General features: G+C 70.5%; 12 protein-coding genes. 7 read left to right on the forward strand and 5 right to left on the reverse strand.

The window, feature by feature from the left end; genetic code table 11:
* Positions 1 to 130: 130 nt before the first annotated feature.
* Together ABIC70_RS08370 and ABIC70_RS08375 are read left to right on the forward strand one after the other, a co-directional pair.
* Positions 131 to 742, forward strand: a complete 612-nt coding sequence (locus ABIC70_RS08370) for a tetratricopeptide repeat protein (RefSeq protein WP_287091166.1) — start codon at positions 131 to 133, stop codon at positions 740 to 742.
* Positions 739 to 1,755, forward strand: a complete 1,017-nt coding sequence (locus ABIC70_RS08375) for an alpha/beta fold hydrolase (protein ID WP_354439434.1) — start codon at positions 739 to 741, stop codon at positions 1,753 to 1,755. Before ABIC70_RS08370 ends, ABIC70_RS08375 begins: the two co-directional genes overlap by 4 nt.
* Before the next feature lie 155 nt (positions 1,756 to 1,910).
* Here the strand turns inward: ABIC70_RS08375 and pyk are convergent, their stop codons facing one another.
* From pyk to ABIC70_RS08390, 3 genes are all read right to left on the reverse strand, one after another.
* Entirely contained in the window at positions 1,911 to 3,347 is a 1,437-nt protein-coding gene (pyk, locus tag ABIC70_RS08380; RefSeq protein ID WP_043380293.1) for a pyruvate kinase, read from the reverse strand.
* 113 nt (positions 3,348 to 3,460) lie between these two features.
* Positions 3,461 to 3,943, reverse strand: coding sequence for a DUF1036 domain-containing protein (locus ABIC70_RS08385; protein WP_354439435.1), 483 nt, complete (start codon positions 3,941 to 3,943; stop codon positions 3,461 to 3,463).
* A complete protein-coding gene (locus ABIC70_RS08390; protein ID WP_354439437.1) occupies positions 3,909 to 5,228 on the reverse strand; it encodes a glycerate kinase type-2 family protein in 1,320 nt (439 codons plus the stop codon). Before ABIC70_RS08390 ends, ABIC70_RS08385 begins: the two co-directional genes overlap by 35 nt.
* A 178-nt stretch (positions 5,229 to 5,406) precedes the next feature.
* Here ABIC70_RS08390 and ABIC70_RS08395 point away from each other — a divergent pair, with 178 nt between their 5' ends.
* From ABIC70_RS08395 to ABIC70_RS08405, 3 genes are all read left to right on the forward strand, one after another.
* Positions 5,407 to 6,171 (forward strand): N-formylglutamate amidohydrolase, encoded by a 765-nt coding sequence (locus tag ABIC70_RS08395; RefSeq protein WP_043755009.1) that lies wholly within the window; start codon positions 5,407 to 5,409, stop codon positions 6,169 to 6,171.
* A gap of 62 nt (positions 6,172 to 6,233) precedes the next feature.
* On the forward strand, positions 6,234 to 6,542 hold the full coding sequence (locus tag ABIC70_RS08400; RefSeq protein WP_043755005.1) for a DUF1244 domain-containing protein: 309 nt from the start codon (positions 6,234 to 6,236) through the stop codon (positions 6,540 to 6,542).
* 116 nt (positions 6,543 to 6,658) lie between these two features.
* Positions 6,659 to 6,937, forward strand: coding sequence for a DUF2312 domain-containing protein (locus tag ABIC70_RS08405; RefSeq protein WP_026604676.1), 279 nt, complete (start codon positions 6,659 to 6,661; stop codon positions 6,935 to 6,937).
* Positions 6,938 to 7,148: 211 nt separating this feature from the next.
* On the opposite strand, the gene ABIC70_RS08410 is transcribed toward ABIC70_RS08405, so the two are convergent.
* Complete coding sequence (locus tag ABIC70_RS08410; protein WP_354439438.1) at positions 7,149 to 8,984, reverse strand: alkaline phosphatase family protein; 1,836 nt, start codon at positions 8,982 to 8,984, stop codon at positions 7,149 to 7,151.
* 127 nt (positions 8,985 to 9,111) lie between these two features.
* Entirely contained in the window at positions 9,112 to 10,149 is a 1,038-nt protein-coding gene (locus tag ABIC70_RS08415; RefSeq protein WP_043380306.1) for an aspartate-semialdehyde dehydrogenase, read from the reverse strand.
* Between the two features lie 318 nt (positions 10,150 to 10,467).
* Between ABIC70_RS08415 and ABIC70_RS08420 the strand changes: the two genes are divergently transcribed.
* Together ABIC70_RS08420 and ABIC70_RS08425 are read left to right on the forward strand one after the other, a co-directional pair.
* On the forward strand, positions 10,468 to 11,292 hold the full coding sequence (locus ABIC70_RS08420; protein ID WP_354439440.1) for a hypothetical protein: 825 nt from the start codon (positions 10,468 to 10,470) through the stop codon (positions 11,290 to 11,292).
* A gap of 136 nt (positions 11,293 to 11,428) precedes the next feature.
* Entirely contained in the window at positions 11,429 to 11,851 is a 423-nt protein-coding gene (locus tag ABIC70_RS08425; RefSeq protein ID WP_043350497.1) for a hypothetical protein, read from the forward strand.
* Positions 11,852 to 11,883 lie beyond the last annotated feature (32 nt).

Genomic DNA, 11,883 nt, shown 5'->3' on the forward strand with positions numbered 1-11,883 from the left:
ACCGGCCGAGGCCGGACGGAGAACGGCACCGATCGAGGAAACGGCCGTGTCCACCGGGTGCGGCCGTTTCCGCGTGCGCGCGGCACCGCGGCACGTTGACGGACGTGGCGACGGCGCACAGTCTGGCTGCATGATGCCGACCCGTCTCATCGCCGCCCTGGTCTGCCTGCCGGCCCTCGCGGCGACACCGCCGGCGGCACAGGCAGCGCCGCAATCGACCCGGCCCGGCCGGCCGACCGCCGAAGCGAAGCCGGCACCGAAGCCGCCAAGCCTCGATGACCTGTTCGCGCGCCTGCGCGCCAGCGAGGATCCAGCGGAGGCCAAGGGCATCGCGCGCCTGATCGAGCGGCACATGGCCGGATCCGGCAGCCCGACCGTCGACCTGCTGACCGACCGCGCCCGCCAAGCCGTCACCGCCCACGACTTCCCCCTGGCGGCCGAGCTAATGGACCGCGTCACCGCCCTCGAACCGAATTGGTCAGAGGGCTGGAACCGCCGCGCGACGGTGTTCTGGCTCCTCACCGACAAGGACGATGCGCTGGCCGATCTGCAGCGGGCCCTGGTCCTGGAGCCGCGCCACTTCGAGGCCTGGGCCGCCATGGGCCGGATCTACGAATCCCTCGACGACAAGGCGCGTGCGCTGGCAGCGTTCCGGCGGGCGAAGGCGCTCTACCCGCAGATGGAGAAGGTCGGCGAGGCGATCAACCGCCTCACCCCGGAGGTCGACGGCCGCGACCTGTGACCCGGGTGATCGCCGTCCTCCTGACCCTCCTTGCCCTGCCCTTCGCCCTCGCCGGCCTCGTTCTGGCGATCGGGGCCCTGGCGGCGCTGGTGATCACGCTCCGGGTCGGCGCGGCCAACCCGCCCGCGGGTCCGTTCGTGACGATCACCGGCGGGCGGCTCGCGACCCTGCAGGACGGCCCGGCGAACGGGCCGCCCGTCGTCCTTCTGCACGGGGCCTCGGCCAACGCGTCGGATCCCATGGAGGGGATCGGCCGCCGCCTCGCCGCGCAGGGCTTCCGGGTGATCGCCTTCGACCGGCCAGGATTCGGATGGAGCGACCGGATTGCCGGCGGCGACGCCGCGGCACCGTCCGTGCAGGCCGGGATGATCGCGGAAGCGCTGAACCGCATGGGCGTCGGGCCGGCGGTGGTGTTCGGTCATTCCTGGGCCGGCGCCCTCGCTTTGGCCCTCGCCCTGGATCACCCGGAGCGGGTTTCCGCCCTCGCCCTCGCCGCGCCTGTGGCGATGCCCATGCCGGACCGGATGCCGGATCTGCCGTGGTACTGGCGGTTCGCCATAAAGCCCCCGGTGGCGTGGGTGCTCAGCCGGACGATCGGACCGCCGATCGCCCGGCGGTTCCTGCCCGAGGCGGCGCGCCGGGTCTTCAAGCCGCAGCCCTCGCAAGCGGATTATCCGGACTTGGCCAGATCCGACCTGGTTCTGCGACCGGAGACGCTGCTCGCCAACGTCCAGGATCTGCTCGGCCTGTCGCGAGCCCTCGCGGCGCAGAGCCCGCGCTACGGCAGGATCCACATCCCGACCCTGGTGATCTCCGGCGAGGCCGACCCGATCGTCCGCGCCGACGCGCAGTCGGTGCCGCTCGCGCGGGCGATCCCGGGGGCGCGGCTCGTGCTGCTGCCGGGCATCGGCCACATGCTCCAGTATGTCGCCGCCGAGCGGGTCACGGAGGAGATTATCCGGCTGGCCGCGGCGACCAATGCGGCCGGTTCGGAACCGGCCGTCGCGCATTGAGCCGTAGGCCGGTCAGGACACGTCCGTCCGCGTCGTCCCGGAGCAACGGTGGCAAGCCCGGTTTTGAGAATTGCTGTCCGCGCAAGATCCCGCCGCGTCGGCGGCCGGCATCCCGATCGCAATCGGGATGCCGGCAGCGCTGGAGGCCTGCCGCCTCACGCCTTCTCGGCGTGCTCGCGGGTGATGAAGGTCAGCCGCACGAGGTTGGTGGCGCCCGGCGTGCCGAACGGCAGGCCGGCGACGACGATCACCCGGTCGCCCACCGCGGCAAACTTCTCGCGGACGGCGAACTTGGCGGCGCGGAAGGACATGTCGTCCACGTCGCTGGCATCCTTGGTGACGATCGGGTGCGTGCCCCAGGCCAGGGCGAGGCGCCGCGCCGTCTCGCGCCGGGGTGTCAGCGCGATCACGGTGGCGTTCGGGCGCTCGCGCGACAGGCGGAGCGCCGTGGAGCCGGAATTGGTCCAGGCCATGATCGCGTCGAGGTTCAGGGCATCGACCATCTGATGCGCCGCCGCCGCGATGGCGTCGGCGGCCGTCTCGTCGGGGGTCGCGCTCTGCGCCCGGATGATCGACCAGTAGATCGCGTCCCGCTCCACCTGCTCGGCGATGCGGTTCATGGTCTCCACGGCCCCGATCGGGTGGGCCCCCGAGGCGCTCTCCGCAGAGAGCATCACGGCATCCGCCCCCTCGTAGACCGCCGTGGCGACGTCCGAGACCTCGGCGCGTGTCGGGACCGGAGCCGTGATCATCGATTCGAGCATCTGGGTGGCCACGACCACCGGCTTGCCGTAGCGCCGGGCGCCGCGGGTGATGCGCTTCTGCACCCCCGGGACCTGCTCCAGGGGCATCTCCACGCCGAGATCGCCGCGGGCGACCATCAGGCCGTCGGAGATCTCGATGATCTCGTCGAGGCGCGCCAGCGCCTGCGGCTTCTCGATCTTGGCCATCACCAGGGCGCGGCCGGCGCAGACCTTCTTCACCTCGGCCACGTCCTCGGGCCGCTGGACGAACGAGACGGCGATCCAGTCGGCGCCCGCGTTCAGGCCGGCATCGAGATCAGCCCGGTCCTTGTCGGTCATCGCCGGGACCGGGATCACCGTATGCGGCAGGGATACGCCCTTCCGGTTCGAGATCCGGCCGCCGACCTCGACGCGGGTCACGGCGCGGTTGTGCGAGGTCTCGACCACCGTCAGCCGGAGCTTGCCGTCATCGAGCAGGATGGCGTGGCCCGGCTCCAGCGCCTCGAGGATCTCGGGATGCGGCAGGTGGCAGCGGGCGGCATCGCCCGGCGTCGGATCGCCGTCGAGCACGAAGGTGGCGCCGGCCTCGATCATCGCGGCCCCCTCCGCGAAGGTGCCGAGCCGCAGCTTCGGCCCCTGCAGGTCGACCAGGATGCCGATCGGCCGCTTGGCCTCCCGCTCGATGGTGCGGATCGCCTCCACCTTCTCGGGCAGCTTCTCGCGCGGCAGGTGGCTCATGTTGAGCCGGAACACGTCGACGCCCGCGCGGAACAGCCGCTCGATCATCTCCGGCGAATCGGAGGCCGGGCCCAGGGTGGCGACGATCTTCGTGCGGCGTGACCGTTTCAAGCGTATTCCTCCGGTTGTTCGTTGCCGTGCAGCATGAAGCGCCGCCCGTTCAAAGGTTTGGCCACGGGTGTGAGCATCCCGCGCCGGACAGCGTCAAGGCCGCCGCCTTCACGTTACGGTTTTGCCGGCGCCTCGGCCCGGTTGGGATCGGTGAGCTGGATGGTCCAGCTCTTCTGCTCGCCGGTATCGACTTCGAAGAAGCCGTTCCGGTCGTAGCCGCGGGCGAGACAATCCTCGATCCCGCGGATCGTGAATTCCGAATCACGGGTGCACATCAGCGAGCGGCCGCTCCACTCGCCGCCGCGCGTGTAGTCGACTGCGAACACGTAGTAGAACCGCGCCGCCAGCGCGCCCTTGAGAAGCGTCTCGCAGGCCTTCGGCGCCAAATCCCACCAGCCCTCCGTCACCCAGCCCTGCGGGTCGCGATAGCCCAGCGAGATCCCGACCTTGCTGGCGGTCTGGTTACACAGGCGCAGATCCGCCCGGGCGGGGCTCGCGCCGAGGAGCGCGAGGCCGAGGATCGTGACTGCCGGGAGGAGCTGAGCCGCCGAGACGCGCGACCTAGTTGACGAGGATGATGCGGCAGTCGTTGACATTGGTACAGGTCGGACCGGGGTTCACGAGGTCGCCGAGGGCCGCGAAGAACGCGGTGGAGTCGTTCTGCTCCAGCATCGCGGCCGGGTCGAGGCCGGCGGCCCGGGCCCGCTCCAGGGTCGTCGGATCGATGAGGCCGCCCGCCGGGTCGGTGGCGAGGCCCCGGCCGCCGTCGGTCCCGTCGGTATCGGCACTGATGCCGAAGATGCCGGGCTCGCCGTCCAAGGCCACCGCCAGCGCCAGGGCGTATTCCTGGTTCGGGCCGCCATGGCCCTCACCGCGGATCGTGACGGTGAGCTCGCCGCCGGAGATCAGCGCCACGCGCCGGCCCTCGGCCTTGAGGCGCTTGGCCTCGGCCGCGTGCTCGGCAGCGACCTCGCGGGCCTCGCCTTCGAGATCGGCGCCGAGCAGGATCGGCTCGTAGCCCGCCGCGCGGGCGGCCTCGGCGGCGGCATTCAGGGCGTCGATCGGCCGGGCGATGATCCGGTACTCGGCGCGGGCGAAGGCGGGGTCGCCGGCCTTCGGCGTCTCGTTGTTCGGGTCGTTGAGGAGCCGCGAAGCCTCCTCGGGCAGCGGGATGCCGCGCTTCTCGCAGATGGCGCGGGCATCGGCGAGCGTGGACGGATCGGGCACCGTCGGGCCCGACGCGATCACCGCCGGATCGTCGAACGGCACGTCGGAGATCGCCAGCGTCAGGATGCGCCGGGCGTTGCGGGCCGCGAGGGCGAGGCGTCCGCCCTTGATCCGCGAGATGTGCTTGCGCACCGTGTTGATCTCGCCGATCGGCGCGCCGGAGCGGAGCATCGCCCGGGTGATCGCCTGCTTCTCGACGAGCGTCAGGTCGCCGGCCGGGGCGATCCAGTTGGCCGAGCCACCGCCCGACAGCAGGACCAGGACCTCGTCGTCCGGCCCCGCCTCGGTGGCGAGCCGCAGGGTCTCCCGGGTCGCCGAGATGCCGGCCTCGTCGGGCACCGGATGGCCCGCCTCGACCATGTGGATGCCCGGCGCGTCCTGGCCGTAGCCGTGGCGGGCCACTGCGAGGCCGACGATCCGGTCGTCGCCGAGTCCATGCTGCCGGCGGTAGAACCGGCTCGCCACGGCGCTCATGCTGCCGGCGGCCTTGCCGGCCGCCAGGATGATCAGACGTCCGGGGCTCGGCTCCGGCAGGTGGGGCGGCAGGCAGAGATCCGGATGGGCGGCGCGGATCGCGGCCGTGAGAATCGCGTCGAGGAGCGCGCGCTGATCCCGGATGGCCGCATCGGCGACGGGCGGAACGGTCTCGGTCATGGCGTCGAACGGGCTCCTCTCTTGTTTGTGTCGCACACTCCCCGCCCGTTTCTTCCCTGGGCGGCGGGCCCGTTTCTTGCCGTGAGCGCACGATCCTTGATAGGTGATCTGCCCGAGCGGCCGCGCGACGGCAAGCGCCATCCGCGCCCTCGCACAGATCTGAAGACCTCGGAGCCCCGTGACCCGTCCGGAGACAGAAACGGCCCTCCCGCCCGCGCATCCCTGCGAGATCATCCCCGGCGACCCCGCCTGCGGCCTCGTCATCGCCTGCGATCACGCCTCGAATTTCGTGCCGCCGGATATCGAGCTCGGTTTGCCGGAGTCGGAATACGCCCGGCACATCGCTTACGATATCGGCGCGGCGGCGGTGACGCGGAGCCTCGCGGCGCAGCTCGGGGCCCCGGCGATCCTCACGAACTTCTCGCGGCTGATCATCGACCCGAATCGCGGGCGCGCCGACCCGACGCTGGTGATGCGCCTGTCAGACGGCGCCGTGGTTCCGGGCAATGCCCGGATCGACGAGGCCGGCAAGCAGGCGCGGATCGCCCGGTTCTACGCCCCGTTCGACGCGGCCATCGACGACGCGATCGCCGCCGCCGCGGCGGCCGGCCGTCCGCCCGTGCTCCTGACCCTGCACAGCTTCACGCCCTACTGGCGCGGCATCGCGCGGCCCTGGCAGGTCGGCATCCTGTACGACGGGGACGAGCGCTTTGCCCGCCCCCTCATCCGCGCGCTGGAGGCGGATCCCGCCGGGCTGACCGTCGGCGACAACCAGCCGTATGGCGGCGGCCTGCCGGGCGACACGATCGACCGTCACGCCACCGCGCGGGGCCTCGCCAACGCCCTCGTGGAGATCCGCCAGGATCTGATTGCCGGCGCGGACGGACAGGCCGAGTGGGCCGCGCGCTTCGCCCGCATCCTTCGCCCGCTCCTCGCGGCTTGATCTCCGTCCGGCCGCTCCCGAAATCGGGAGCGGGCCGCCCGACCTGAAGAGAGTTGCCACCGATGAGCGCGATCGATCCCCGGACCCAGACGGAACTCGAAGCCGCGGTGTTCCGCCGCCTCGTCGCGCATCTGCGCAATCGGACGGATGTGCAGAACATCGACCTGATGAATCTGGCGGGCTTCTGCCGGAACTGCCTGTCGAACTGGCTCAAGGACGCCGCCGATGAGACAGGCGTGCCGCTGACCAAGGACGAGAGCCGCGAGGCCGTCTACGGGATGCCTTACGCCGAGTGGAAGGCGCGCTTCCAGACCGAGGCAACCCCGCAGCAGCAGGCGGGCTTCGCGGCGTCGCAGGCCAAGGAGCATTGAGGCGGCGGCCGGCAGGCAGCGAATCGGCTAAGCTTCCAGTAAGGCCGGCCCATTAACCACGGGTCCAGGGCGCAACCGCGCCGTGCATTCGGGAGAGCCCCATGAACGCCCATTCGATGCCCACCGCCGCGCAGCGGCCCGGCGGCGACGTCTCGTCGGCCGAGGGCGTAGCCGCCGACGAGCTGAAGCAGTTCATCGAGCGCCTGGAGCGCCTCGAGGAGGAAAAGGCCGGCATCATGGGCGACATCAAAGAGGTGTTCGCCGAGCTGAAGGGCCGGGGCTTCGACGCGAAGGCCGTCCGCACGATCCTCCGCATCCGCAAGCAGGATCACAGCGAGCGCCAGGAGCAGGAGGCGATCCTCGAGCTCTACATGCAGGCCCTCGGCATGGCGTAGTCGGACCAGGCGGCAACGCACGCCCACCCGTCCGCGCCATCCTTGGCCTGAGGGCCTGCAGCCCAGCGGGGGTCTCGACGGAGCAGACCAGGGAGCGCCGTGCTCTCTGGAGATCGCCTTCGAAGCCCGCGGACGCGGGTCTCTCGGGACGAGGGGTATGGGTTGGACAGCGTTCCCTGCGCTCCGCCCCGCGGGCCGGACGGTGCGACGCTCAGTGCGCCTCCGCGGCGGCCGACACGGCAGGACTGTTGTCGAGGCCGAGGGTGCGGCCGGGATACCCGGCGGCATCGAAGTAGCGGATCTCGCCCACCGTCTGGTAGGCGAGCGCCGTCACGTGGCCGGCGGCGTCCGGCTCCGAGCGCAGCTCCGCCCGGGCGAAGGTCGGCGTGCTGCCATTGGCCAACGCCTCGGTCAGGACACGGCCGACCAGCCGGCCCTTGCCGGGAATCGTGAGGCCCAGGAGCTGGGCGATGGTCTTGCCGAGGTCGGCATTGCTCGCCGGCACCGCGCTCGCGAGGCCCGCCCGGAAGCTCGGCCCTGCCGCGCCCATGACGTTGCGGGTATCGGCGCGGGAGAAGCTGCCGTGCATGCCCTGCCCCTGCTGCAGCCCGGTATCGGAGACCTCGACCCCGCAGGTGGTCGGATCGGCGCAGCCGGTCGAGAAGCTCCGGAAATTGACCACGATGGCCGGCATCGGCGTTAGCGCCGACCCGTCGAGGGCGATCGCCGAGAGGGGCAGCGTTCCCGGGATCGGGCCGAGGGTCGCGCTGACGAACAGGCCGCTCACGTAGTCCTGACGCGCCAGGGCGTCGACCACGCGGCGCGCCAGCGCCCGGTCGCCGTTCGGCAGGTAAACGAGATCCGAGCCGCCATTGGCCGCGACCACCACCTCGGGCTTGGCCGGATCCGCGCCGATCAGGCCGTTGGCCCGGCTCGGAAAGGCGTCGGCGGCGAGCCTGATGCCCCTGGCATCCGGATCGAACAGGCCGAGCCCGAGATCATGCGCGAGATCGATGGCGAGGAAGCCCGGCGGAAGCTGCCCCTTCGGCACGCCTTTATAGGCCTGCGACGCGGTGAAGCTGGTCCCGCTCTCCTTGGAGATAGTGGAGAAGCCGTGATCGGAGGTGACGATCACATCCGTGGTCTCCGCCAGACCGAGCGCCTTCAGTGCGCCGAGCAGCGCGGCCAGGTTGGCATCCGCGTTGCGGATCGCCGCGAGGCTCGTCGGTCCGTTGATCCCCGGGACGAGCCGGCCGAGACTGTCGCCCTGATTGTGCTGCGTCCCGTCGGGATCGCGCGACCAGTAGACGAGCACGAAGGGTTTTCCGCGGGCTTTGAACAGCGGTAGGACCGCCTTCGTCGCCACATCGGTGAAGTAGCCCTGCTGCTCGACATTGGCGGCGAGCGTCCCGGGCGAATCGGCGGTTCCGGCCAGGCCGTTGGCGCCCCGCGTCGGCGCCTGCAGCGGAAGCCCGGCCGCATCCAGGCGCGTGCGCAGGTCGCCGCTCAGCGGGATGCCGCTCGGCCGGCCCGTGCTGTCGTCGACCAGGATGCTGTCCTGTCCGGAGCGCGCCGTGTGGTCGAAGACCAGGGAGGGGCCGAGCTTGCCGATGCTGGCTGTGGAGAGCCCCTGGGCGTGAGCCGCCCGCAGGATCGTCTCCTCGTTGAGGTAGTTGCCGGCGAAATGCGCGTCGACGTCGCCGAGGACGGGGTCGCTCTCCAGGAACGGCGTGAGGCTCTCTCCGGCCCCGGGGACCGGGAAGGCCGTGTAGATCGTGTTCCCGAATTGGCCGGTATCGCCCAGCATGTGGCCGGTCGCCATCGCGGTGGCGTTCGGCATCGTGAAGGTCGGGAACAGGGAGTGCGTGTTGGTGAACCGCACCCCGGCCTTCATCAGGCCGTCCATCGCCGGCGCGTTCACGGCGTTCACCATGCCGTCGCGGAGCCCGTCCGCGATGAATAGGACGACATTCCTGGGCTGCGGCTGAGCCTGAGCCGCGCCGACGATCGACAGACCGACGAGACAGGACACAAAGAAACGCCGCATACCGAATCTCCACGTGATCCGGTCTGCGGCGTGAGCCTGAACGATGACGGGCGCGTGACAAATCCTAGGGACGTTGTCCCAAGGATTTCGGTGCTGGCTCCTCCTCCCGCCGGGAGGAGGACCGGCCTCAGGCCGCGCGCTTGGCCCGGTTCAGGAGCTTGCGGTTCACCAGAATCTCGGCGATCTGCACCGCGTTGAGGGCCGCGCCCTTGCGCAGGTTGTCCGAGACACACCAGAGGTTCAGGCCGTTCTCCACGGTCGCGTCCTCGCGGATGCGCGAGATGTAGGTCGCATCCTCGCCGGCCGCCTCGTGGGGCGTCATGTAGCCGCCGTTCTCGCGCTTATCGATCACCAGGACGCCGGGGGCGGCGCGCAGGATCTCGGTGGCCTTCTCGGCCGAGAGCGGCCGCTCGAACTCGATGTTGACCGCTTCCGCGTGCCCGATGAAGACCGGAACGCGGACGGCGGTCGCCGTCAGCTTGATCTTCGGGTCGAGCATCTTCTTGGTCTCGGCGACCATCTTCCACTCTTCCTTCGTGTAGCCATCCTCCATGAACACGTCGATGTGGGGGATGACGTTGAAGGCGATCCGCTTCGTGAACTTGCCGCCCTGCTTGATCTCGCCGGCGGTGAAGACGGCGCGGGTCTGGTTGAACAGCTCGTCCATCGCCTCCTTGCCGGCGCCGGAGACCGACTGGTAGGTCGAGACCACGACGCGCTTGATCGTCGCCGCCTCGTGGAGGGGCTTGAGCGCGACGACCAGCTGCGCGGTCGAGCAGTTCGGGTTGGCGATGATGTTGCGCTTGGTGAAGCCCACCACCGCGTCGGCATTCACCTCGGGCACGATCAGCGGCACGTCGGCGTCGTAGCGGAAGGCCGACGAGTTATCGATGACCACGCAACCCTGCTGGCCGATGCGGGGCGACCATTCCTTCGACGCCTCGCCGCCGGCCGACATCAGGCAGATATCGGTGTCGGTGAAGTCGTAGGTGTCGAGCGTTTTGACCTTGAGCGTCTTGTCGCCGTAGGAGACTTCCTGCCCCTGGCTGCGGCGCGAGGCCAGCGCCACGACCTCGTCGGCGGGAAAGGCCCGCTCGGCCAGGATATCGAGCATCTCGCGGCCCACGTTGCCCGTGGCGCCGACGACGGCGACCTTGTAACCCATCTCTTGTCTCCGCGCGGAAAACCCCGACCGATCCGGGTGCCGCGCTCCTGCCAGCAAAATCGGCCGAAGGATCGTTCGTGCCGGACGCGCCCGCAGAACGGGCGCGGCCGCAGACCCCGTCCTCAGCGGAGGTGGGGGCGACGGCCGCGCCGAGCAAGGCGCGCATGTGCCCATGCTGTCAAGGCCGACGACCGCGCAACGCCTGATTCACCCTGCGCGGAGGAATCCGGTGACGGACCCGGGCCGGGAACGGGCATGCAGTCCTGCCGTGCGAGGCTGACCGCCCAATCCCGCGTCCCGCCTTCGGTACGGAGCACGATGCTGATCGGAACAGCGCCTCTCGTCGATCGAGTCGGACTCCGCCCGCCCGCGGCACGCGCAGGCTGGTCACCGGGATCCCTCGGCCTGCGTCTCGCGCTGGCATCGGCCGCGATCGCCCTGGTGTGCGTGTTCGCCCGGTTGCCCGCCCCCCTCCCCGGGATTCAGCGCGCACCGGACCTCCAGACCGCCTTCGTGCCGTCCGTCCGGGCTTCGCCGGCGCCGCCGGCGATCGCGCCCGCCCGGTTCGGCCTCGCCGAGCCTGGGCCCGATCCGGTGCGGGTCGCCGCCCGGGTCGATCCGCGGACGGGCCTGCGCGAGGACACACTGATGCGCAGCGATGTGGCTGCGATCGAGGCGCCTGCGCTGCGGATCGTCCTCACTCGCGGAACGCTCACCGGACCGCCGCCGTCGCTGTTCGTCCTGATGGCCCGGCGGGCCGCCAACGGCCCAGCCCTCGACAGCCCTGCCCTAGCGGTCGCGCGGACCGGAGCCCGCGGCCAGATCCGGACCCGGTTCGGCGCGGTCGAGACCCTGGAGATGACCTTCGCCGGACCGATGCAGCGGACCTGTACGGGTTTCGTCACCCGGGAGACGGGGTTTCAGCTCGATGGATGGCTCTGCGCCCCCCTCGGCCATCCTCCGGAACCGCAGGCCGTGGCCTGCCTGCTGGATGCGCTGAGCCTCGTCGATCTTGCCGATCCCGACACGACGGCGGCCTTCGCTGCCGTGCCCGGCCCCGCGAGCGCCTGCCCGGCGACAGCCGGCGCGGAACCTTCGAGCCGGACCGGATCGTTAATCCGACGGCCGCAAAATAAAAAATGAGGCCACAGTGTGGCAAATCGCACAAGCTCAGCCATAAGGGCGGAACAACAGCCTCGCCCAAGCGTCTTCTTGTCAAAGGCGGCGAACTGTTAAGCTTCGGTCGCCATACTGATGGCACTCATACACAAGGTTGGCCATGCGCTCGCTCAAGATCGCCCTTCTCGGCGTTGTCGCCGCCACCGGCCTCGGCGTTCTGGCCTCCGCGCCGGCTGAGGCGCAGGATGGTTTCGTTTCCGGCCCGATCTACCGGGTCAGCCGCCCGCTCCCGATCCGGGTGCGCCCGCGCAGCTGGCTGGATGCCGGCAATGTGCCGCTCACCTCGAACGTCCCGGGTGCCGGCGGTTCACGGAATCCGGCTCTGAACCCCTACCTGATCGCAGCGTCCAATCAGCTGACCCCGCCCTACGGCCCGACCGACCGCTTCGGCCGCGGGATCCTGCCGGACCCGATCACCAACGGACCGTTCATCGGCGCCCGTTCGAGCGCGATCCGCAACGTCGATCTCTCCTTCGTCGATCGCCTGGATCCGACCTCGCCGCTTTACGGCCGCCCCTACTGAGCGGCTCCCACAAACAGCGTGAACGTCGCGAA

Source organism: Methylobacterium sp. 1973 (assembly GCF_040545035.1).
Lineage (GTDB): Bacteria > Pseudomonadota > Alphaproteobacteria > Rhizobiales > Beijerinckiaceae > Methylobacterium > Methylobacterium fujisawaense.

Bases quoted from the DNA above. Each gene is read 5' to 3' on its own strand.
- ABIC70_RS08370 (WP_287091166.1), top strand. From the start codon at position 131: ATGATGCCGACCCGTCTCATCGCCGCCCTGGTCTGCCTGCCGGCCCTC.
- ABIC70_RS08385 (WP_354439435.1), bottom strand. From the start codon at position 3,943: ATGTCAACGACTGCCGCATCATCCTCGTCAACTAGGTCGCGCGTCTCG.
- ABIC70_RS08390 (WP_354439437.1), bottom strand. From the start codon at position 5,228: ATGACCGAGACCGTTCCGCCCGTCGCCGATGCGGCCATCCGGGATCAG.
- ABIC70_RS08400 (WP_043755005.1), top strand. From the start codon at position 6,234: ATGAGCGCGATCGATCCCCGGACCCAGACGGAACTCGAAGCCGCGGTG.
- ABIC70_RS08405 (WP_026604676.1), top strand. From the start codon at position 6,659: ATGCCCACCGCCGCGCAGCGGCCCGGCGGCGACGTCTCGTCGGCCGAG.
- ABIC70_RS08410 (WP_354439438.1), bottom strand. From the start codon at position 8,984: ATGCGGCGTTTCTTTGTGTCCTGTCTCGTCGGTCTGTCGATCGTCGGC.
- ABIC70_RS08415 (WP_043380306.1), bottom strand. From the start codon at position 10,149: ATGGGTTACAAGGTCGCCGTCGTCGGCGCCACGGGCAACGTGGGCCGC.
- ABIC70_RS08420 (WP_354439440.1), top strand. From the start codon at position 10,468: ATGCTGATCGGAACAGCGCCTCTCGTCGATCGAGTCGGACTCCGCCCG.
- ABIC70_RS08425 (WP_043350497.1), top strand. From the start codon at position 11,429: ATGCGCTCGCTCAAGATCGCCCTTCTCGGCGTTGTCGCCGCCACCGGC.